Below are 20,435 nucleotides of genomic sequence, written 5' to 3'. Positions count from 1 at the left end.
GTTTATGTACGTAAGATAGTTTTGAAGTATGCCTCGGGCTGCCTAATATCTTCAGCTTTTGCGAGCAGGTAATCCAAGACCAGTAGAAGCTTCCCGGCGCCTGCTCTCTCCAAGCCGCGCAGCATGTTTTGTTGGCTTATTCTAAGAAATTGGCCAATGTCGCAAAGAATTTGGCTGAGCGCCTTTTCGGTTCTAGGTGCCTCTGGAAAGAAGCTGGCCACGTGTGAGAAGTCATGCCATGCCATATTTTCTGGATCTCGATTCATGGATACTCTCGGGTTCTTCTGGACATGGTTACCCTGGTGCGTAAGCCGGTCAGTCTTTTTAAGTTCTTTTTTTAAAGACTCTATCTGCCGGTCATTATGACCGTTTTTGCCGGTCACTTCGTGCGGACAATGGTCTCTACAGGTAGTGTCGTCGCCTGACGCTTGGGTGTTAGCTAATTGTGTGCTTTTAGCTTGGCACTCTCCGTAACTCTTCGGGGTATTGGCGCCTAGCTCGCGCAGATCAGAAATGATTTGCAATACGGCGTCTGCCGTAAGTGTTGCCCGCCGCAGAATGTTCCTGACCGTCTCGAGTGCCGACAACCGTGTTTCGTCGAAACGCTCCGTATGGAGGAGCGATGCGCGTAGGGCCAGTGCTTCTGCCTTAAGTGAGCGTACACGTTCACGCTCTTCCGCACGCATCGATGCTTTTGCTGCAAGGACGTCATAGCCTTGTATGAGCGGGCTGAGGTCGATCCCAAATGCGTCCTGGATGATGCCGCCATAACGGAGGGGGAAGCGCTTGCCGTTTGCTGAGTTTTTCCTGCTGATGAGGCCAGCATTCTCAAGGCGGGCCAAGCACCGACGAAGGGTCCGCTCATCAATGCCGTTGGCGCGGTCAGACAATGAGAAGTTTGAGGGGAACACAATGGTCAGTTTAGGCGGCGTCTTTCTTTCAGTGGTTTCCCAATCGCGGGGAAGAAAGCTGAGCAAAGCGGTCAGTACCGTCACATCGTTGCTCGTAAGGCCTAGCTCTTTCCTAAGAACCCGTACCGGGCCCAGGAGTTCGTAGTTTTTCGGGAAGGCAATAGCTGTACGTTCCGCCAAAGCGGTTTGTGATTGAATTGCATGTTTCATGGTGTTTCGGAAGAAAAAGCTTCCCCGGTCACCGTGAGCGGTGTTGAAGTAGATTCGTTTAGGGGATATCAATCAGGTGTCGAGACTGATTGAGGCCCTTCGGAAGCACCGCTTTCGGGGGGTCTTTCTTTTTCTAGCCGGTCCTCCTTTCGTGCTCTGCTCGTTGCTCTTGATGTCTTGACCGCGGTCAAGACATGGGGTCGTCACTCGGGGCCATCTTGACCGCGGTCAAGAAGGTGGCTGACCACTTCCCGGACAGCTTCCTCAACGCGTGGGGCGAGTTCAGCGTCCACATCAATGGTGATGCGGTTGCCCTTACGGCCGATTTTCACGCGTTCACCTGGCTCAGCCTTCGGCGCACTTGTCTTGGTGCCCATAAGGAGTGTAACCGCCGTCTCGAGCCGGTCTGGGCTTGGCAAGTTGCATGGGATTTCGCGGGCAACTTCTCTGGCTCTTGCGACGTCCTTTTCGCACAGCCTGAAAAGCCTCTCCCAGACCCGCCTACCAACACCGTGTGCAGGTCCAATTGCTTGGATCAGCTCCATCGGAATGACAGTCGCAATACGGTTCATTCGAGAGACGAGCGATTCGTCGATCTGAAGTGCCCGATACGCAACTGTCTGGGCATTCTTGCGTGTCTCACTTGTTTTCCCAAGTTCCCGGATGATCCCGGCGACAAACAGAGCCCTCTCGATAAACGATGGATCTTGGCGGGCATTGTTTTCTACTCCTTGGGCGATCAGTGCCTCCTCTTCGGTCATCTCCATCACCGTGGCACGCACCTTTTGACCAAGCTCACGACAAGCGAGAAGCCTGCGGCGTCCATAGACGATTTCAAGAGTACCGTCCTGCGTTCGACGGACAAGAACCGGAACCTTTTGTCCGTGTTCAAGAATCGATGAGACGAGATCCTCGATGCCGTCACTCGGATCGATACGATCTATGACCGCGGACATCCTTATGGTGCTTGGGTCGATCAAGCGTGTAGCATGCTTGTCTTCTTCCAGCACGGATGCTTGCGCACGAGCAACGGTCGGGCTTGTGCGTCTGACATCAGGGACTTCGTCCGACGCCAGCGCTTTGCCCATTGCGTTCTTGAGTGAGTTCCCAAAAACCTTACGTGCCATTACTACGCCCCCATGCCTGCAGGATTTCGCGTTCAATCTCGTCGGTAACGCGCGAAACGGATTCGATCGCACGCTCGTAGGTTCTGCGGTTCACGTCGCGCGGTTCGACCTCAAAGATGCTCTGCTGGGTGTTCGCGGCATCGCCCACAGCTGTCGACTTCAGGAACTCGGCCGACAGGACTGCATCTCCTAGGACCGTCCGCAGCAGGGACGAAATCTGAACTTGCGGACTATCCGTAGTTTCATAGCGGGTGAACAGAACCCGCACGAAGTTCAGCCCATGTTCCGGGGCGTGTGCCTCGACGACGCCCATCAGGTTGCTCGCCATGCCCAGAAAGCTCGCTAGGGACATGACATCAAGCATTGACGCGTTGAGTGGGATTAAGACTCCGGTCGATGCAAAAAGGGCAGAGATCACCGAGAAGTTTAGCTGTGGCGGGGTGTCGAAGATCACCATGTCGTAGCGGTTTAGCACAGGCTCAAGCGCGTCAAGGATGCGACTGTGGAACGTAGTGGCGCCATGTCTAAAGCTTAGAGCAACTTCAAACTCGTACTCCATGATGTCCATGGAGGCCGGGATGAGGTCTACTGTGGGGAAGTTCGTTTTGCGAATAATATCTGATGCGGGCAGTGGCCCCTCGGATCGGATCAGGTCGTAGGAGGTTGGCATGTTTGGATCAAGCTCAGGGGTAACCCCGAACAGGTTGGTCAAGCTTGCCTGACTATCGAGGTCGATTAGCAAGACTCGGTAGCCACGAAGACCTAGAAGCTGCCCTACATGAGCAACGGTCGACGTTTTTGCACTGCCGCCTTTTAGGTTGAAAATTGTCACAACCTGACATGGTTCTCCAGCTTTTCTGTGCGGATGTTCGTCAGGCTTTATTCTGCCTGTCTCAAGAAGGACGCGTTGAGCATCGACCATCTCCTGAGCAGAAAAGCTACGGCGGTTGCCGCCCTCGATGATGCCTTCTGGAAAGCCTTCTAGGTTTGACACATGATGGCGGAAGGTGTTTTGGTTGATCCGAAGGAGATCGGCTGCCTCACGCATCGCGAAGCGACGGAGGCCTTTCTGGGCATCTGGTGGGAATGTATCCTGCGCATGTTCACGCAACCGGCTACCGAGCCGCTTGGACATGACGTCGAATCTTTGAGAGGCCCGTATCCCGCTCATAATTGCCCTCAGATCTTTATCGCTTTTCCGCAATTTAACAACTTTTTTGGATAAATCCAGCCTAAACCGTTGAATGATGCGGTGGCGTTGACAAGTCCTGCGTCTGTCGTGAAAACTGTTCATTATCAGCGCTTTGGACAGCGTTGGCCTTTTCGCACTCCTACAGTTCATTGCCCGCCACAGGGCGACTGCAACATATTACGTGGACGCGTGCGGAACCCAGATTTTCGGAAACGGGCTGCCGATTCCCGCGACCTTACTCAAGTAGCCCCAGACTCACACCCCGCTCCAGCAGCATCTTGACCGACGAGGGCTGCCACGTTGTCCGCCCGCGGGGGGTGCGCTCACGCATCGCCTCCAGGCGATCGCAGATGGCCTGGAGGGTGATCTGGGGATCAGCCCCCTTTATAGCAGCCACGATCGCCGGCAGACGGTCGTCGCCTACGCGTCGGGCGGCACGCCCGAAAACCTCTTCGGGAAGAAAGCCATCACGAACATAGGCCCGCACAGCCCTCAGGAGCCGCGGCTGTGTCCATTGTCGGTTCTGGGGCAGGGATGCATTGATGATCCGCAGGATATCCTCCCAGGCCATGTGTGGGCGCATCCTGCGTACATGGGGAACCCAGTCCCCTGCGGTCTGGGCAACGCGTTCCATGTAGCCGTCATGCCGCGCCAGGCGTACCTTGCGAAGCGCGTCGGGGTTTCGTGCGCGGGGCCCGGGATTCCCGCCGATACGGCCTTCAAGACGTGCGCTGGCCAGTCCCGCCTTTGTGCGCTCGCGGATCAGGGCCCGCTCGAACTCTGCCGCTGCGCCGAGCACCTGGAGCGTAAACTTGCCCTGGGGTGATGCCGTATCGATCGGATCCTCGATCGAGCGGAAGAACGCGCCCTTTGCTTCGAGCTGCTCGATGATCTCCAGCAGATGCGAGAGGGACCGAGCCAATCGGTCGATCCGAACGACGACCAGCGTGTCTCCCTTGCGGATACCGTCCAGGACGCTCGTCAGCACCGGACGCGCACGATTGCCTCCGGAGCCGTGCTCCTCGCGAATGACTGAGCAGCCTGCGGCTCTCAGAGCTTGGGCCTGGGGCAGGGGGGTCTGATCATCCGTAGAGACGCGGGCATAGCCAATCAGCGGCATGGAGGGCCATCTTTCATAACATGTAGACGTCAAAAAACGACCGTTTGGAAACGAATGCAACGCCGATATCTGCGTCTGCCGTACGGATGTCCAGATCCTCTACGTTCAGCAGGGGACGGAAATGGGCGGCTTCGTGCGCTCTCTGGGCCGTATTCCAGGGCCTTCGAGATCTCATCTGCCTGAGTGGTGGGGTGGCAGTGACTTTGGCTCATATCTGAAAGTACTAGGCAACTGCAGAATGCTGGCGATATACTAAACTATTGGCAGCATAATCATGGATTATCAGATGGGTGTTGGATCGCTGCTTCTCAGTGCCGAGACCCACGCAGCGAGGGTCGAAGGCATCCTATTGGCCGACCCCGCCCTGGCTGCACTGTGGCGGATGGAGACGAGCCTTCTGGAGGCTGCCGCGTCGGTCGGGCTTGAAGGTGAGCGGATCTCCACGCAGGGGATGGTGCTGCGTCTGACCAGTGGCACCGCGATGGACGAGGATGCCCGGGCGGTCGAGATGGCCCTGAAGGTCCTGGCCGTCATCCGGCGGCCCGGGGATCCATTCGGCGCGCCGGTCGCGGTGCTGCGCCGGATCGAAGCGGCCGCCGCGCCCATCGGTCAGACACGCGATGAGGGCGATCGCCTCGAGGATGCGGAACTGCCCCTGGTCGTGGAGGCTGGTCGCGCCTGGTCTCACGTTCCGATCCTTGCGGGATGGCGTGCGTCGGCCAGCTATGCCTTCCGCTCCCGGCGGAGCAGCCCGGTGGCCGAGCGGCTGATCTTCATGGCCGTGGAGGGTGCCGCACGTCATCTGCAGGGGCTGTCTCCTGATCGAAGAGCTGGCCGCGATGCGCTGGACGAGAGGGCAGGGGGCCTGCTGATGCCGGCGGGGGCCGGGTGGATCGTGCCGCCATCCGTATCGCTGACCCGCACCGGCTTCCGGGTCTGGTCGCCGATGACCGGGTTGGCCTCGTTTCTGGAAGCAGCCACGCGGAGCCTCTCTCATGATCTTGGCCATCTGGGGACCCTGCGCCACGAGCTGGCGCGTCTCTCGGCCATGACGTCGTCTGCGCATGGGCGGTCGCGCCTTGTCGACCTGATCGCCTATCTGAAGGCGCAGCCGGTCATCAGTTCGGCAATGGTCATGGATCAACTGGGGGTGACCCGCCGGACGGCCCTGACCCTGATCGGCGAGCTCGTCGATGCTGGCTGCCTCAGCAACCTCACCGCCCGAAGCACCTCCCGGTTCTGGGCGCTGCCGTCCCTCGCCGCGCGGATGGGACATGCGGGAGGGGCGGGGGCGGTTCGGGGTGATGTATTCGTCAGCCGCGAGGGGCCGAGCGAACGCATAAAGCCGATCGGTGCCTTGGAGCGGATAAAGGGAGGGCGCGACGAGGCCCAACTGGACCGGATCATGGCGGAGCTCGATGCCGCGATGTCGGGGGTCGATGATGTCGTGCGGCGGGCGGGGGGTCGAGAGCGGAAAGAAGAGTAGGGCAGCTCATATCCCAACTGCCTGCGTGTCCGAAGAAACGGAGGCAAGACTAATTAGCGGTGTGCCGTTCTGCCGATACCTTGCCCGAACTCTTGGATGCCGGTACGCCCCTCTTGGGCGATCCATATCCGATCAGGAGCATGACGCCCACAAAGTGATCGGCATGACACCGCGTGCAGATCCAGTCGGCGTTGAGCTCGCCTTTGCAGACCAGGCACGGATCATCCTCGACATCGAAGTCGAGCGGAAATGGGACAGGGACTATCGCAATGCCGCACATGGTCTGTCTCACTGAGGGTATGTTGTTGACTATACCAGCTATAGTTCACCGGAACTGACAGCTCCGCGACATAGGTGCGAGGTGCTGCTCTTGGCGACGATCCGCTCCAGTGTCGGGTTCACGTCGTCGCCGTACTACTGGAACCGCACCTCCGGCGCCGGGCAATAGCGCGAACTGCCCAAACGTCCTGAGCTGTCTGCCTTGACGTCTCTGATTTAACGGGTACGCGACAGTTGCGTCGAGTCAGTTAGTTGAACCACGCGGCGCGCTTCATGCCGTCATCATCCGACCATTAGCGCCAAAAGGGCAAGGTTCTGACTACAATGGAGACGCGATATGCCAACGGTGATCCGATGCAGACAAAGGGGCGACCCGAGCACGGGTCGCCTGCAAACAATTTTGGCCGCGCAGCAAAGTCAGCTGATACTCGCCGGTGCCGCCGGCAGCATTCACACTAACTGAAGGTCGATCGCGCTGGTCTTGCCGCCGCGACCTGTTTCCAGCTCGTAGGACACAGCTGCCCCGTCTTTCAGGGTCTGCAAGCCAGCGCGCTCAACGGCCGAGATGTGGACGAAGACATCCTGCGCGCCGCCTTCCGGTTGGATGAAGCCGTAGCCTTTGTCCGCATTGAACCACTTGACCGTTCCTCTGGGCATTTCATTCTCCAAGACAATTTCTGATGCAGCGACATTCGGCGATCACGTGCGATCCGGCAAGCCGCCGATTTGGCTGCCGGTCCCAACCGAGGCGTCGCGAACCGCGATTGGTGCCAAGGTGGATAGATGCGGGGAGGATGGCGGCGGCCGAGACCAGGCGCGCAAGAATTTCGAACAATGGTGTCAGATGCATAGTCCGGAGTTTGCCTCGAACGGCGCGGAACCTTGCCTTTAGATCAGAAGCGTCAACACGCGTTGGTCTTCTAGACGATCCTTATCTGTCGGTCTTGATAGCGGACGGTCTCAGAACAGCTGTCGGGAAAAAATGCCCCGCTCGGTTGGAGGGAGTTGCCGAGCGGGGCCGGGTGACAACAGGGAATGCTGTCGAGTTCAACCTATAGGAGAATCAATAATCTCGCGATTCCTTAAATTGTACCGACACGCTTTCATGTTCAAAGGCCCGCCGAGCGGGCGGGCCTTGACGTCAACGCATGGTCACTTTGGTCAGGTCTTGCTCTTATCAATCAAGCCAGGCTTGGTTGGGTCTTCCGCGACTGCGGCGTTAGGGCGGTTGCCGCCGGGTACAGCAGGGTCCTTCTCATCTAAAACATGGTCAGGCACTTCGGGGTGTCGCTCCGTCTTTGCGGCCTCTTCAACTTGATCGGTAGGTGTCGGTTTCGGTTGGTCTTGCGTCATGACATGGTCCTCCTGCACCTCAACAGATGACTGGATCCAATGTTCCGCAAGGTAGCTTGCCAAGTCTGACCGTTATCCTGACATTTGCCGGGTATACTTCTTCATCCAGGCCCTATCGAAAATAGCATTGCCAAACCTGCTTGATCTGGAGGCTTGGTTTCTCGATCTGTTCGCCTGAACCCTTGACCGCGAGTTTGCCGGTATCGATGATCTCTCACCGAAGAACGCGCGCCGGTCGGACAAGAAGACCGATGCTTGCCGCGGAACTCACACTGCCAACGAAGGTTCGTCTTTATATTAAAGGCGCGACATGGCCGCGTGATCGTAAGGGACTGACTTCGGCATGAAATACGCATTGATCGGCTTGCTTGCTCTTGGGGGGTGCACAACACCGCCCGTTTCCGATTTCGGCACCGCTGACGAACATTTCTACAAGGGGAATGCCTGGTACATCGCCGATCGCCGCGGCCAACTGGAGGTCGCCTTGATGGCTGTCGGGATCGAGGATCCGGAAATCGAGTATCGTGGGGCCGCCCGCGACTACCTCCTCAGCAATCAGCGCATATGCTCAGTCAGCCCCGGTCGCCCAGGTGGCGAGGGGCGGTACCTGTTCAGCTACTCTTGCCGCTGATGAACATCGCGCGCACCAGTTCAGTGGAAGAGGTGTAGCCACACCGAGCGGCACTCCCGCGATACCGAGCAATCCACCTCTTTATCATGAGTATCAGATCGAGGCTCCCGGCATGATCCGCATCCTCACCTTCGCAGCGTTTGCCGCCTTGTCGTCGACGCTTTCATATGCGCAAGAAGCCGCCCCCTATCTCGATGATCGGTCCACTGCGGACCGGGTGGTGGCGTCGCTTTATAATGCCATAAGCAGGCAGGAGTACCTTCGCGCGCACAGCTACTTTGATCCCAGAACTGCTCCGGACCTGGCCGCCTTCCGTGAGGGTTACGCCACCATCCAAAGCGTCCGTCTGCGCCATGGAGAGGTCATCGCCGATGGGGCTGCTGGCACGCTGCACTTCGCTGTTCCTGTTGCGATCGAAGCGGTGACCACCGACGGGACCACCGTGTACACCGGCTGCTATCGTCTCAGCCAGGTCCAACCCGCCGCCCAGGAACTTCCGCCGTTTCGGCCTATCGACATCGATAGTGGAGAGCTGTCGGCATCAGACACGTCGTTCGACACCGCCATGGGCATATGCGACCTGCAGTGAGGTATCAGGCATGAACCGTATAACCGACCGCACGGAGGCCGTGACGGCACATGCCGCCAACGTCGCCTCTGTCACAGCGGATGGTGGGATCATCGCACGTGTCGTACTTCATCTCGGCGATCGACGGTCATTTTGCTTGGTCTGAGCGCGTTTCCGCCAGAATCTCAACTTGCGGTTAATCAGTGCAACCACGACGTGCGCTGCATGTTGATGCCGGTAAAATAGAAAATCAACGGAGACAACCGTGCGGGACAACGTGATCATGGCCATCGCCACTGAAGACGAACTCGATATGATCGTTTCAGCTCTTGCTGCATATCGCCACAACACCCGGTATCGGGCTCTTTACGAAAAGCTCATCCGGCAACAGGATCAGTTGTATAAGCTCGCCGGTTGATAGAAGCCACGCTCTAGCATTGGGCCGGATCGAGATGCAGCGCGGCTATCCACTGACTTTAAAAACCCCCAGCATCCTTGTTACGGAATGCAGAAATAGCGCCACTGAAATCGTTGAGCGCGATTTCGTCTGGTTTAGCCGCAATCCAGACAGATCAGCTGATGCGTCTGCCGCAGGTTTGTCGTGTGTCCAGCCGAGGCGTCTGAGCCGCGAATTCGCGTGCCTCACGACTTTGGGATCGAATGGTGGGCTATGCCCGCCACTGCATGTCGCGAGGCCAATGTCAGTTACGATATGGACCTCGGTGCATGATATCATTGAAACCGCCCCGATGCCTGCAGGACAGCGTCAATTCCAGGGAACATAAACGACGTGTCCATCCTTGAGGGGAGCCACCCCTACACGCCTGCCCGATGCACCCTGGGGAAGCTAAGAATGTCGATGCATATCCTCCGCCACGCAGCCCCCCTTGTCGTGTGGCCTCTGGCGATCCTGACCGTCTGCGTGACGATCCTTCCACTGTGGAACACGAACGAATGGTGGGTGCGGGCAATGGGCTTTCCCCGCGTTCAGATCCTTGTCGCCAGCCTCTTCCTGATGATCGGCGCCCTGTTCCTGAACCGACCCGCACGTTGGGTAATCCTGTTGGCGATGGTCGGAGTCTGCAGCTATCAGGCATGGCGGGTCTATCCCTATACGCCGCTGGCATCTCCGGAGATGGCCTTTGCAGAGCCGGCGCCAGACGCTGTCAGGGTCATCACAGCCAACGTCCAGATGGGCAACACGCGGTATCAGGACGTCATCGAGACGATCAACCGCTATGATCCGGACATCCTACTGCTCCTGGAAACAGACGCGACTTGGCTCGCCGAACTCCAGCCGATGCTATCGCGGTATCCGACCATCGTGCGCCAGCCGCAGAGCAACTACTACGGTCTAGTGTTTGCCACCCGGCTACCGGTCGATGAGGCCCGGGTTATCCAACTGACGAACGACAGAACGCCGTCTCTTTTCGCACGCCTGAGAAGCCCCGACGGACAGCCGTTTCATTTCCTGGGTTTGCATCCACGACCGCCGATCCCCGGGGAGGACACAAACGACCGCGACCGCCAGATTTATGCCGCAGCAAAATTTGCGGAGAGCGACGACATGCCCGTGGTGGCGATGGGCGATTTCAACGATGTGGCCTGGTCCGAGACCTCACAGACGTTCAGACGGGTCGGAGGCTACCTCGATCCCCGCATTGGTCGCGGCTTCTATGCCAGCTTCGATGCGAGCCGCTGGTTTTTGCGGTTTCCGCTGGATCAATTCTACGCAACGCCCGACATTGCCGTCGTATCGATCGAGCGCCTGGATCATGTTGGCTCGGACCATTTCCCGATGGCCGCCACGTTTCGCGTGGATCCCGGCCTTGCCGCAAGGCTCAATATCCAGCCCCGTCCCCTTACCGAGGAAGATCGGGACCTGATCGACGATCTGGACCTCGAGAGTGCAGAGACGCTGGTCAGGGAGAGGTAGGTGCCGCTCAGCGCCGGCGGCAGGTCCAACGGCGCACCGGCGCGAGTGTATTTTGCTTGATATCCGGGTCGCCCCGTCCGCGCCGGCTCCGATCGCGAAAATCAGAGCGTTAGAAGATCGAGTTCAACGACAAGCAGGTTAATCACCCGAACCACGTGATCCTCGCCAATCCCGTCCTCGAGACGATCTGGAAAAAAGCCGTCTGTTCCCGCGCAGTGCCCTCCACGAAACCCGATCTGCCAACCCCCCCCCCCCGCCGCCATGTATAAGTCCACCATAAGATTGACTTTCCACGGCCTCGGTTCAGAGCGTCTATACTACGCGGAACGAGGACGGTCCGCATTGATGAGGATAGCCAATTGAAAGTTATCCGCGTGACTGGAGGGGCGAAACAGCCTGCCGACAAGCAAGGGGGGCTAATTCCGTGCGATACGTAAATTGCTAGCTTCCTGATTGCTGCGTGCTTTAATGATCTTTTACAATCTCGCTCGCCTCAGCAGCAGATTGTTTTTGCTGCTTCCCAGAGTTTCCTGATTGCTCAGGCGGCACGAATGCCGTGATCCAATCCTGGGATTGAGCCGACAACGCCATATCCTCACCGACAAAACACAGCTGATCCTTGCTGATTGTCAGGATGGGAATGGCATTCGGTCGGTCAGCGCGCCAGGCCTCTGCATCGTACTCCTCAGTAAGGCGGGTGCTGCGGATCGCCCAGCCTTCAGCGATGCGCTGGTTGACAGCCTCGAATGTCGGCCTTCCTTCCAAACGCTGACCACCCAGTTGAGCGGGCAGGGCATGGCGCGAGCCCTCGCGAACCCTGCTCAGTTGCCAAACATGCTCGCGGCCGAGGTCGGGGCCCATATCCGTCGCAACCAGCGTATTGTAAGCGTCGTTATCAGACGCAACAAGGACGGTAGAGTAGGCGACGAATTCGACCTTGTGTTCGGCGACTTCGCCCAAGATATCACCATGGTAGGTAGGAATGCCGGCCTGCCGCGCGTGGCTCAGATGCTGCCGATTGGTATCGGCAATCAATGTGCCGACATCCGCACGCTCCAGGGCCTGCGCCAGTGACACGGCGAAGGGCGACCCGCCGACGATCAGCAAGCCAGGTCGCTCCGGACCGGACAGGCCCAACTTGCGAGCGAGCGGTGCAAGCGTGAACCCATGGATGATGACCGTCGCCAGAACGATGATGAAGGCCAGCGGTGCAAGCGCTGCCCCATCGGGAATCCCTGCCTCCACCAATTTTTCTCCGAAAAGCCCGGAAACGGCCACCATGACGACGCCGCGCGGTCCTGTCAGCGCGATCAGCCACCGCTCGTTCATCGGCAGGGCGGTTCCTATCAGGGGCAAAAGCACCTGCAAGGGGCGTGCCAAGGCAACGGTGAAGACAACAAACAGCGCAGCGCGCCACGTCAGTCCTCCTAAGGTCGAAAAGTCCAGAGAGGCGGCCATGAGGACGAACACCCCTGACACGAGAAGGATCGTTGCATGTTCCTTGAAGCGATGGATCTCCGTGTAGGATGACAATTTCGCGTTTGCCAGGACCATTCCCATGATGGTGACAGCCAGCAGGCCTGTTTCATGCAGGATGGTATCGGTGACGGCAAAGACGGCCAGGACCGCCACGAACAGGACAGGGACCTTCATATATTCAGGGACGAATGCCTTGCGGAATGCCGCCGCCATTCCGGCTCCGACGGCCCATCCTGCAAACGCTGCGAAGCCGATGCCCGAGCCTATCGTCCAGATAGCTGCGCCCGCCGACAGTCCTGTCTCAAGAACAAGCACGACCTCAAGCAGCAATACCGCGATCAGGACGCCGATGGGATCATTCAGGATGGCTTCCCATTGCAGGATCCTGGCGGGCCGAGCACGCAGCTTTGCCTGGCGCAGCATGGGCGCGATGACGGTAGGTCCCGTGACGACCATAACGCCCCCGAACACTGCCGACGCTTGCCACGACAGGCCCACTGCTAGCCATAGCACGCCGGCTGACAGGGCCCAGCCCAAGGGTGCGCCAAGATAGACCAGTCTTTGGACAGGGCCCCGTGCATCACCCAAATGATGGTGTGTCAGGGTCAATCCGCCCTCAAAAAGGATGATCGCGACTGCAACCGAGATCAGTGGGCGATATATCGGCCCCAGATCACGTTCGGGCAGAAACCAGCCCATGAACGGCCCCACCAGCAGACCGACGCCCAGCATCAAAACGATCGCCGGCAAGCGAAGCCTCCACGCAAGCCATTGCGCGCCGACGCCAAGCACGCCTACCAAGGCCACGACCTGTACAGGTGTCAGCCCTTGCATGATTTCGCCTTCCATAATGTCCCTTTACGCTGCCGCTACGATAAGCCGCCGCACAGAGGGCAGTTCCTTAAGGCGAAGATCCTTTGGTTGATCATGTTGAACCGGCCGCAATAAGACCGTGAAAGTGCGCTACATCGTCGAACGATGTCCTAGCCTAGTCAGGCTCAGACCGTCAGACGAGCCACGTCCTGTAGTCACCGCGCAACCCTGGTGCTTGGGTAGGCGTGGTGGCGCAGACGCTAACAGAGTGAGATAAAGGGACCCGTGCGACCTAACTGGAGCTTGCAAACACGCATCAATCAAAAAACAGGATATCACTCGCTATGGTTTCGGGTGTAATGCCTCGGCCTTAGATGGTGATCCTGTTTTCGTGTTCGAAATCGATGACCACGCCCAGGGCAGTCTTATGGACGTCCTTGGTATAGAACCGCGGCAGCATTGCGTCACCGATCGTAAGCCGATCGATCCCGACCTGATATCCGGCGATCCTGTCACCTCCGTTGCCTGTGTGGAAAGCGAACGTGTCGACACCGGCGCCGCCAGCAAGAAGGTCATATCCTTGGCCGCCGATCAGGGTCTCGTGTCCGCCGCTCACCTGCAAGGTGTCGGCGCCTCAGCCTCTCATCAAACTATCACCGTCTGCCAGGCTGTCATTTCCGCAACCGCCGATCAGCGTGTTCGGACCGACGCAACCAATCAATGTGTCGCGGCCGTCTCGCCTCCAAAGGAGGTCGGAACCCGAAGCCCCGTTGATACTGTTATTTGCGCACAGGTCGAGCGTGACGCCGGCCTGCCAAAACAGATAGGCATTCGCGGGGTCATTCACGATACATTCACTGCAGGTCAGGCAGCGGTCTTTGGGAGGAGCAACTGTCTGGCCAGCAACTTGACGACGCAGTTACCTCCCGTGGAACCAGTCCGCATCGCAGTGAGCCCAATACTCGTAAATGTTGTGCGTGCTCGGGTATGGGTTTAGGTTGAGCCTAAAAGCGAGGCCATATTTCCGCTGAATGAGAACTGCGGCATCGTTTGTTAGGGCTTTGACCACGGCAGTTCGTCGATCCTTGCACGGTATGACACCCATTCGTGGCTGTACAGGCGCCGAGCCCAGCTGCTCAGCCCGCGTTCTGTAGATGCCGGTCTCGCCACGGGCAGCCCAAATGTAGCACTTCCGCATTTCAGTTTGCTGACGCCAAGCATCGACACGGTCCACGAAGCGAAAGCGGAACGCAACTGCGTCGATCACCGTTCCTCATGCAATCAAGGGAACATGCCAATGGTTCGGGCGCAGTCTGCAGCGTTAACTGTCCTTATTGCTTTATGCTCCGCAGGAGCTTTTGTGTCCGTTATACCGGAGCAGCTTTGGACGGGCGAGACGTCCAGCTTCACCGCGCCCAATGGCAGCACTAGTGCGCCGGTGCGCAATACTGCTAAAGCCGTTTATCACGGACAAACAGCCACCGGGCCAAGCCGTATTGAACAAGCAGCGGCTGATCCTGATCAGGACGGCTTTCATAGCAACGGCCTGACACTCGAGGTGGCCATCGCTCCTTTACCACGTCCTGCAAAGGTCATGACATTTCGTCCTGCCCCTCGACCCGCAACACCCGCCGAAATTGTAAACGGGGCTGCCATCCCTCCGCCTCCACCATCCTTGCGCAACGCCAGCGAGCTTTCCTGCATTGCCGTCGCGATCTATCACGAGGCACGTGATCAAGAAGAGTTCGGGCAGCGCGCGATAGGCTCAGTCATCCTGCAACGCGCTGCAATTCCTCACCGATGGGGCGACAGTGCATGCGAAAACGTTGTTCCGACGCAGTTCAGTTTTATGACATCACGCTACGAATATCCAAGCATAGAAAATGCTGAATCATGGGAAAAAGCGGTGCGAATTGCAGCAGAAGTTCTCATAAATGGTCCGCTGCCGGAATTGCGCGGAGCAGATCATTATCACACCACCGCCGTGTCGCCACAATGGGCACCCAAAATGGTTCGGGTCAGGTCGATTGACGATCACGTGTTTTATGTGGACCCGCACTCATCTTCTGCACTTTAAGGCAGCCGCCTGCTTTTTCTCGCCTTCAAAATACCTTTGCCCTGCGCCACGGGTCGTGGTCGCAGCTCCGGCATCCATGACAGTTCGGAGTAAGGTCGTGTCTGCCGCGTGGACGTGGAATATTGATCACTGCCACGATCGCTGTGAAGAGTATCGTAACAAAAATGGACCACGGATGATTTCCCAATGCTGATTTTGACCGGCGCGGCTCTGGTGCTCGTCGCGTTCTACGATTTCTTACGCACGACAATCAGTCTCAGCGGTACAGGGTTCCTCAGCCGTGCCATTGCAGACGGGCTCTGGCGCTTGGGATCAAAGTCGACCTTGGTTCTGGAACGAACGACGGGACTTTCCATCCGCGGCTTGTTGGGGCCCGTGATCCTGTTGGCAGTTGCAGGAACCTGGGTGCTGATCCACCTTTGCGGCTATGCCCTGATCCTGCGCGGTGGCCTGTCTCTGGTGCAGGCTGAAACAGGTGAACCGGCCACATGGGTGCAAACCGTGGCTTTTGCCGGTTCGACGCTGTCCACCTTGGGCGCCTCTACGGTCCAGGTTACTGGTGGATGGTGGGATATCCTGTCGATGGTTGCGGCCATGAACGGTATGATCCTGCTAACTCTGGCTGTGAGCTTCCTCCTGAACATCCTGCAAACCACGACCAACGCCCGAACTTTTGCCAGCCGATTTCATGCCGTAAAAGCGAGTGTGCCAGACGGTGATATGTCAAAACAACTTGAAGGTCTTGGAAGCGATCTCACCAGTGTGGTTGTCATGCTGACCGCATCCCCTCTACCGAGATTTTTCGTACCCAGTGATCCTACGATGGATTTTCCAAATGCAATCGTCGAGTTGTGCGATCTGACCGGGAATGGGACACTCGCCAAAACATCTGAAATTGTAGCCGCCATCAGGCTCCTGGGGCGGCATTTGGGGACCTCACCCGACGAGGACGAGGTCGCGGCAGCGCGTACATGGGCCCTGCGTCATACAATTCCGCGAACGAATAGAAGGTGATATGTAAAGGTCTACCGGGAGCAAATGCAGGCTCTCGCGCTGCGCTGTACTGCATTTGGTAGACTTGTTTAAGCGGCGCTCGAGTGAGGTAGAAGTCTCAATGACCAGACGCTCATTCGTCGCCAATTCGCCGTGATTTTTGGTGATCCTATCTGCGAATGCGCTTGCGTGCGGATGTTCAAGGCCAAGCACATTCAGTGAGTTACTACGGTAGATTCGTAAGCCGTGAGTGAAAGTATCTATCGACATTCAAGTACCTGCATTGAGACGCGAGAGTCATCGGAGTTTCCTCATTCTGGAGCTCGCTCTCGTATGCGGAAATCCCGGTCTGAAGAACTTTATTGGAACATGGCGAGCCTTGTTTGGTTAACGCCTCAATAAGCCTGTCGGCGCGCAGCGATTATGCACGCCACAACGAGACAAGGGAGATCTCAGATGACCATCAATGATCCGCACGTTAAGGAGACTGATACGTCCGAACAAAGCAGCATCAGATCCGAGGCTTCTGATCAAGCGTCGCGTCTGGCCGGTAGTGTCAAAGACGAAGTCACGCGTCGCGAACAGAACTTCCGTTCCGGTGTCGCAGACCGCGCCGAAAGCGTTGCCGAGGGCCTGCGCAAGGCCAAGTCCGAGATCGATCCGGACTCGACCATCGCGGTCATGTTCGACCGCGCTGCCGATAGCGTCAGCGGCTTGGCCGACAGCCTAAATTCGACCGATCCTACGCAGATGCTGGGTGACGTGCGTCGCTTCGCCCGCAGCCAGCCGGGCGCCTTCCTAGGCCTGTCGGCCTTGGCGGGCTTTGCCGCCGTTCGCTTCCTGCGGGCAGGGTCCACGACCTCGACCTCGCCGGACCCGGTCAGGTCCAGCAGCTACGGCACCTCCGGCATGACCCGACAGACCCCTTCCCAGGACCGCGCGTCAGTCAGTCCTGTCGGCGCCGCCAGCCTTCACCGGCCGGCCGGCAGTATTGCAGGTGCTGATCAGGGCGCGAGCGCCGGCACAGCCCGCCCCGTATCGACCAGCTCTCCGACGCTTTCAGGCAACCGCAATATCGGGGGTTCGCATGACTGATCCAGTCCGTTCGCAAAACCCCGCCTCGCTCGCAACTGAAGCGCTGCGCCTTTCGGGTGATCTTGTCCGCAAGGAGATCGCGCTCGCGAAGGCTGAAATGCGCCAGAACCTGAGCCATGCCGGTGCCGGACTTGGGATGATCGTTGCCGCGGCTGTCCTGGGTATCGTCACGTTGAATGTGCTGACCGCGGCGTTGGTCGCCGCTCTGGCAGAGACCGATCTTGGCCCGATCTGGAGTGCGGTGATCGTCGGGGTGATCCTGGCGATCCTGGGCTACGTCTTGCTGCGCAAAGGTATGGCCGACCTCAAACCAGAAAACCTCATGCCGACACGCACGGTTGAAAATGTCCAGCGCGACGCGCACGCGGTGAAGGAAGCCTATCATGACGCATGATGCAAACAACCCGGACCACATCGAACGCGAAATCGAAAAGGACCGTGACGCGCTGCGCCGCACGCTGAACGATCTGCAGGACGAGCTGTCGCTCGACGGCCTGTCACGTCGTCTGACGAGCTCGGTTCGTCGGAACGGCGCGGATTGGGCAGAGTCGGCCAGCGCCGCCGCTCGGGCCAATCCCGTTGCCCTGGGCCTGACCGGCATCGGGCTGGCCTGGATGATCTTTGGCCGAGGGCATGACCCGGTCCACGGCTTCGGCTCATCTTCTGCTGATCGTCGCACCGACGACACAGCCATGGCGGCGGCTCGCATAGTGCCGGCGGCAGCTCGCGCGCCCCGGGCGATGACCCAGGACCCAGCCTCGGACTGGGCGTCGGATTACCGCACGATGAGGACCGGCCAATCTTCCGGCCCCACCACCGGATCCAGCAAGGAGCACAGCATGATGGACAGGACAAAAGAGACCGCCAGCCACCTGCGCGACCGCGTGAGCGACGGCACGAGCGCTCTGGGTGATCGCGCGCGCCATTTCCGGGACCGTCTCGGAGAAGGGACCGAGGGCATGAGCGAGGAAGCCCGTCGCCGTGTTGAGACAGCACGGCACAAGGCCTTGGATGCCAGCGAGGCGGCTAGCCGCCAAATGGCAAAGGCTAACCGGCAGCTCGCCCGCAGCTATGACAATGAACCGTTGCTGTTCGGGGCACTGGCATTGCTCGGCGGCGCGGCCTTGGGCGCATTGTTGCCCGGCACTCGGCGAGAGGACGAGCTGATGGGTGACTATCGCGACCAGCTGTTCGACGAGGCTGAAGCGGTCTACAAAGAGGAAAAGGGCCGTCTTGAAAGTGCGGTATCGGCCGGTCTGGACGAGGCAAAGTCTGCAGCCTCCAGCGTCGTCGCCGCGGCCAAGGACGAGTTGACGAACGAGGGCTCAGAGAAGACCTCTTCTGGCTCAGGACAGTCCCCGTCAGCAGCCGCAGCTGGAGTGGCCGGTACCTCCGGCACGTCTGGAACAACACCGACGCCAGGTGCGACCCGTACATCTCAGGTCTAAACTGGCAGCCGCAGCACATTTAGATAGCCCCGCATTTGCGGGGCTATCGCTTTGGAGGATCAGCCCCTCAGGGTGGTGCCCTGCTTGACCCTGTCTTCGGCTTTGACGACGTATACCAGTATTCCCGCAAACCATCGCAAACGTCTGTGGGTCAAGTGTGATGGTCGGTGCACATGCTGAAAGCGCTCGCCCGACCATGATCGCTTTCTCACGTCCTGGGCCGGGAAGGGGATCGGTAGACCGATGGCGAAGACGTATTTAATATTGGATATGGTTTGACGCTGATGCCCGAGTCTGCAGAGACATGCATCGCCTCTTCGCAGGAATTTCGAGCCGAAAAGGCAAATCATGGTAAGCAAGGACCAGCCTGCTGAAGATCGTACGGATCTGGCCGAGGATCGAACCATCCTTGCTGTGGAACGTACGTTTTCCGGCTGGATCCGGACAGGTTTGGCGACAGCCGCGGTTGCGATCGGGATGCAGGCTGTCTTTGGCCCATTTCAACCAACCTGGGTCCCTAAAGCCGTGGCGACGGTATTCCTTCTGGCGGCACAGCTGATGTTTCTCTTCGCCTGGTCAGCCAATCGCATGTCCCGGCGCAGGCTCTCGAGCCACACAGCCCGAGCCCAACCTGGAACTCGGATCCTCATCCTCATTCTGCTGCTATCAGCAGGGATCCTGGGGGTCGGGGTCGTGCTGTGGCTGCTTTGATTGAAGACGGCATCCATTGACCCTGACAGAGGATGCCCGAGCCAATCCGCTTCCGAAATTGAAGGTCAAATAATGCTATTGTTGAATATATAAAGGAGTTTCGCATGAACTGGTCTGAGATGTTGTTCCAGAGCTGGAGCGGGATCGTACGTACGATCATTGTCGGTACGCTGACTTACGTGTTTCTGATTGTCTCGCTCCGAGTTTCAGGCAAGCGGACCCTGGCCAAATTGAATGCGTTCGACCTTATTGTCACCGTGGCTCTTGGCTCCACACTGGCAACCATTCTTCTCAGCGAAAGTGTCGCCCTGGCAGAAGGGGTCACAGGGCTAGTTCTGCTGATATTACTTCAATATGCAGTTACTGCCCTGTCAGTTCGTTCTGAAAGGTTCTCCCGATTTGTCCGCTCCGAGCCAATTCTTCTCCTACGCAACGGAAAGCCCTTAACTAAAGCCATGCACAACGCCCGTGTCACCAATGCAGAACTTGAGACAGTCGTGCGCACGGCGGGCAAAAATGATATGGCCAGTATCGGGGCCGTCATTCTGGAATCAGACGGTTCCTTTTCGGTCATCGAAAGCAAGCTCGACGAAAATGATGAAATAATTTGAAGCCAAGAATTCATACAATGGTTTCAACATAAACTGCGCGGATGCCCTATGATAGTGAAGTGACTGCATGGGGCGTCCGACAGCGTGTGTCCGCAGTCTTCATGACCGCTCAGAGCTGGAACTGCGTTTTCCCACGGTCGCATGTGCAGGACACTCTAAAGCAATCCGATCACACTGCCCCCGCGGCGACCGGGGACGGGAAGACCGGGTCGCCGGTCTCGCGCTCGATCCGCCCGGCCTCGGCCAGCAGCCGTTCGCGGACCGCGCAGGCGACCTCCCACGAGGTGTTCGGGTCGCGGCACGGGATGCTGAACCAGACCAGGATCCCGAAGATGTCCTGATCGGCGACGCTGACGCTGGAATCGTCCAGATCGCCCAGGTTCTGGCCGATCTCC

General features: G+C 58.4%; 22 protein-coding genes and 1 pseudogene. 13 read left to right on the top strand and 10 right to left on the bottom strand.

Annotation, left to right across the window (positions count from 1 at the left end):
- Positions 1-2 precede the first annotated feature (2 nt).
- The 4 genes from GBO37_RS18880 to GBO37_RS18865 all read right to left on the bottom strand — a co-directional run bounded on the left by GBO37_RS18880 (position 3) and on the right by GBO37_RS18865 (position 4,560).
- A complete protein-coding gene (locus GBO37_RS18880) occupies positions 3-1,121 on the bottom strand; it encodes a helix-turn-helix domain-containing protein (protein ID WP_252930452.1) in 1,119 nt (372 codons plus the stop codon).
- A gap of 203 nt (positions 1,122-1,324) precedes the next feature.
- A complete protein-coding gene (locus GBO37_RS18875; protein WP_252930451.1) occupies positions 1,325-2,248 on the bottom strand; it encodes a ParB/RepB/Spo0J family partition protein in 924 nt (307 codons plus the stop codon).
- Positions 2,238-3,542, bottom strand: coding sequence for a plasmid partitioning protein RepA (gene repA, locus GBO37_RS18870; protein ID WP_252930450.1), 1,305 nt, complete (start codon positions 3,540-3,542; stop codon positions 2,238-2,240). The genes GBO37_RS18875 and repA overlap by 11 nt, the downstream gene beginning before the upstream one ends.
- Positions 3,543-3,675: 133 nt before the next feature.
- Positions 3,676-4,560 (bottom strand): recombinase family protein, encoded by an 885-nt coding sequence (locus GBO37_RS18865; RefSeq protein ID WP_252930449.1) that lies wholly within the window; start codon positions 4,558-4,560, stop codon positions 3,676-3,678.
- 274 nt (positions 4,561-4,834) lie between these two features.
- Between GBO37_RS18865 and GBO37_RS18860 the strand changes: the two genes are divergently transcribed.
- Positions 4,835-6,046 (top strand): helix-turn-helix domain-containing protein, encoded by a 1,212-nt coding sequence (locus GBO37_RS18860; RefSeq protein WP_252930448.1) that lies wholly within the window; start codon positions 4,835-4,837, stop codon positions 6,044-6,046.
- Between the two features lie 163 nt (positions 6,047-6,209).
- Positions 6,210-6,341, top strand: coding sequence for a hypothetical protein (locus tag GBO37_RS21495; protein ID WP_256481214.1), 132 nt, complete (start codon positions 6,210-6,212; stop codon positions 6,339-6,341).
- A 434-nt stretch (positions 6,342-6,775) separates the two neighbouring features.
- Here GBO37_RS21495 and GBO37_RS18855 read toward each other — a convergent pair whose 3' ends face one another.
- Complete coding sequence (locus tag GBO37_RS18855) at positions 6,776-6,982, bottom strand: cold-shock protein (RefSeq protein WP_045983979.1); 207 nt, start codon at positions 6,980-6,982, stop codon at positions 6,776-6,778.
- A 504-nt stretch (positions 6,983-7,486) separates the two neighbouring features.
- Positions 7,487-7,678, bottom strand: a complete 192-nt coding sequence (locus GBO37_RS18850; RefSeq protein ID WP_252930447.1) for a hypothetical protein — start codon at positions 7,676-7,678, stop codon at positions 7,487-7,489.
- A gap of 343 nt (positions 7,679-8,021) precedes the next feature.
- Between GBO37_RS18850 and GBO37_RS18845 the strand changes: the two genes are divergently transcribed.
- From GBO37_RS18845 to GBO37_RS18830, 4 genes are all read left to right on the top strand, one after another.
- Positions 8,022-8,309 (top strand): hypothetical protein, encoded by a 288-nt coding sequence (locus GBO37_RS18845; RefSeq protein WP_045983980.1) that lies wholly within the window; start codon positions 8,022-8,024, stop codon positions 8,307-8,309.
- Positions 8,310-8,421: 112 nt separating this feature from the next.
- Complete coding sequence (locus tag GBO37_RS18840) at positions 8,422-8,898, top strand: hypothetical protein (protein ID WP_252930446.1); 477 nt, start codon at positions 8,422-8,424, stop codon at positions 8,896-8,898.
- A gap of 244 nt (positions 8,899-9,142) precedes the next feature.
- Positions 9,143-9,295, top strand: a complete 153-nt coding sequence (locus tag GBO37_RS18835) for a hypothetical protein (protein ID WP_252930445.1) — start codon at positions 9,143-9,145, stop codon at positions 9,293-9,295.
- 435 nt (positions 9,296-9,730) lie between these two features.
- Positions 9,731-10,813, top strand: coding sequence for an endonuclease/exonuclease/phosphatase family protein (locus tag GBO37_RS18830; RefSeq protein WP_252930444.1), 1,083 nt, complete (start codon positions 9,731-9,733; stop codon positions 10,811-10,813).
- A 465-nt stretch (positions 10,814-11,278) separates the two neighbouring features.
- Here GBO37_RS18830 and GBO37_RS18825 read toward each other — a convergent pair whose 3' ends face one another.
- The 3 genes from GBO37_RS18825 to GBO37_RS18815 all read right to left on the bottom strand — a co-directional run bounded on the left by GBO37_RS18825 (position 11,279) and on the right by GBO37_RS18815 (position 13,952).
- Entirely contained in the window at positions 11,279-13,141 is a 1,863-nt protein-coding gene (locus tag GBO37_RS18825) for a sodium:proton antiporter (protein ID WP_252930443.1), read from the bottom strand.
- Between the two features lie 334 nt (positions 13,142-13,475).
- Complete coding sequence (locus tag GBO37_RS18820; protein ID WP_252930442.1) at positions 13,476-13,727, bottom strand: hypothetical protein; 252 nt, start codon at positions 13,725-13,727, stop codon at positions 13,476-13,478.
- A gap of 12 nt (positions 13,728-13,739) precedes the next feature.
- Complete coding sequence (locus tag GBO37_RS18815; RefSeq protein ID WP_252930441.1) at positions 13,740-13,952, bottom strand: hypothetical protein; 213 nt, start codon at positions 13,950-13,952, stop codon at positions 13,740-13,742.
- A gap of 450 nt (positions 13,953-14,402) precedes the next feature.
- On the opposite strand from GBO37_RS18815, the gene GBO37_RS18810 reads away from it, so the two are divergent.
- From GBO37_RS18810 to GBO37_RS18780, 7 genes are all read left to right on the top strand, one after another.
- The gene (locus GBO37_RS18810; protein WP_252930440.1) at positions 14,403-15,182 is read left to right on the top strand and encodes a cell wall hydrolase; all 780 of its coding nucleotides are present in this window, start codon (positions 14,403-14,405) and stop codon (positions 15,180-15,182) included.
- 186 nt (positions 15,183-15,368) lie between these two features.
- Positions 15,369-16,196, top strand: coding sequence for a hypothetical protein (locus tag GBO37_RS18805; protein WP_252930439.1), 828 nt, complete (start codon positions 15,369-15,371; stop codon positions 16,194-16,196).
- Between the two features lie 435 nt (positions 16,197-16,631).
- Complete coding sequence (locus tag GBO37_RS18800) at positions 16,632-17,270, top strand: hypothetical protein (protein ID WP_252930438.1); 639 nt, start codon at positions 16,632-16,634, stop codon at positions 17,268-17,270.
- Positions 17,263-17,664 carry a phage holin family protein gene (locus tag GBO37_RS18795; protein WP_252930437.1) on the top strand — a complete coding sequence of 134 codons (402 nt, stop codon included), beginning with the start codon at positions 17,263-17,265 and terminating at the stop codon, positions 17,662-17,664. Before GBO37_RS18800 ends, GBO37_RS18795 begins: the two co-directional genes overlap by 8 nt.
- Positions 17,654-18,718, top strand: a complete 1,065-nt coding sequence (locus GBO37_RS18790) for a DUF3618 domain-containing protein (protein WP_252930436.1) — start codon at positions 17,654-17,656, stop codon at positions 18,716-18,718. Before GBO37_RS18795 ends, GBO37_RS18790 begins: the two co-directional genes overlap by 11 nt.
- Positions 18,719-19,066: 348 nt before the next feature.
- On the top strand, positions 19,067-19,429 hold the full coding sequence (locus GBO37_RS18785; protein WP_252930435.1) for a DUF202 domain-containing protein: 363 nt from the start codon (positions 19,067-19,069) through the stop codon (positions 19,427-19,429).
- A 104-nt stretch (positions 19,430-19,533) separates the two neighbouring features.
- Positions 19,534-20,040, top strand: a complete 507-nt coding sequence (locus GBO37_RS18780; RefSeq protein ID WP_252930434.1) for a DUF421 domain-containing protein — start codon at positions 19,534-19,536, stop codon at positions 20,038-20,040.
- 169 nt (positions 20,041-20,209) lie between these two features.
- Here the strand turns inward: GBO37_RS18780 and GBO37_RS18775 are convergent.
- A pseudogene (locus GBO37_RS18775) lies at positions 20,210-20,435 on the bottom strand (mechanosensitive ion channel protein MscS); the annotation flags it as partial.

Origin of the sequence: Paracoccus sp. 08 (assembly GCF_024105395.1) — a bacterium.
Lineage (GTDB): Bacteria > Pseudomonadota > Alphaproteobacteria > Rhodobacterales > Rhodobacteraceae > Paracoccus > Paracoccus marcusii.
Note: the sequence above shows the minus strand (reverse complement) of the source record. Positions and strands in the feature narration are given on the sequence as shown.

Excerpts from the sequence above, each read along its gene's own strand:
- GBO37_RS18880 (WP_252930452.1), bottom strand. The coding sequence starts at position 1,121 with ATGAAACATGCAATTCAATCACAAACCGCTTTGGCGGAACGTACAGCT.
- GBO37_RS18875 (WP_252930451.1), bottom strand. The coding sequence starts at position 2,248 with ATGGCACGTAAGGTTTTTGGGAACTCACTCAAGAACGCAATGGGCAAA.
- repA (WP_252930450.1), bottom strand. The coding sequence starts at position 3,542 with ATGAACAGTTTTCACGACAGACGCAGGACTTGTCAACGCCACCGCATC.
- GBO37_RS18865 (WP_252930449.1), bottom strand. The coding sequence starts at position 4,560 with ATGCCGCTGATTGGCTATGCCCGCGTCTCTACGGATGATCAGACCCCC.
- GBO37_RS18860 (WP_252930448.1), top strand. The coding sequence starts at position 4,835 with ATGGATTATCAGATGGGTGTTGGATCGCTGCTTCTCAGTGCCGAGACC.
- GBO37_RS21495 (WP_256481214.1), top strand. The coding sequence starts at position 6,210 with ATGACACCGCGTGCAGATCCAGTCGGCGTTGAGCTCGCCTTTGCAGAC.
- GBO37_RS18855 (WP_045983979.1), bottom strand. The coding sequence starts at position 6,982 with ATGCCCAGAGGAACGGTCAAGTGGTTCAATGCGGACAAAGGCTACGGC.
- GBO37_RS18850 (WP_252930447.1), bottom strand. The coding sequence starts at position 7,678 with ATGACGCAAGACCAACCGAAACCGACACCTACCGATCAAGTTGAAGAG.
- GBO37_RS18845 (WP_045983980.1), top strand. The coding sequence starts at position 8,022 with ATGAAATACGCATTGATCGGCTTGCTTGCTCTTGGGGGGTGCACAACA.
- GBO37_RS18840 (WP_252930446.1), top strand. The coding sequence starts at position 8,422 with ATGATCCGCATCCTCACCTTCGCAGCGTTTGCCGCCTTGTCGTCGACG.
- GBO37_RS18830 (WP_252930444.1), top strand. The coding sequence starts at position 9,731 with ATGTCGATGCATATCCTCCGCCACGCAGCCCCCCTTGTCGTGTGGCCT.
- GBO37_RS18825 (WP_252930443.1), bottom strand. The coding sequence starts at position 13,141 with ATGGAAGGCGAAATCATGCAAGGGCTGACACCTGTACAGGTCGTGGCC.
- GBO37_RS18810 (WP_252930440.1), top strand. The coding sequence starts at position 14,403 with ATGGTTCGGGCGCAGTCTGCAGCGTTAACTGTCCTTATTGCTTTATGC.
- GBO37_RS18805 (WP_252930439.1), top strand. The coding sequence starts at position 15,369 with ATGCTGATTTTGACCGGCGCGGCTCTGGTGCTCGTCGCGTTCTACGAT.
- GBO37_RS18800 (WP_252930438.1), top strand. The coding sequence starts at position 16,632 with ATGACCATCAATGATCCGCACGTTAAGGAGACTGATACGTCCGAACAA.
- GBO37_RS18795 (WP_252930437.1), top strand. The coding sequence starts at position 17,263 with ATGACTGATCCAGTCCGTTCGCAAAACCCCGCCTCGCTCGCAACTGAA.
- GBO37_RS18790 (WP_252930436.1), top strand. The coding sequence starts at position 17,654 with ATGACGCATGATGCAAACAACCCGGACCACATCGAACGCGAAATCGAA.
- GBO37_RS18785 (WP_252930435.1), top strand. The coding sequence starts at position 19,067 with ATGGTAAGCAAGGACCAGCCTGCTGAAGATCGTACGGATCTGGCCGAG.
- GBO37_RS18780 (WP_252930434.1), top strand. The coding sequence starts at position 19,534 with ATGAACTGGTCTGAGATGTTGTTCCAGAGCTGGAGCGGGATCGTACGT.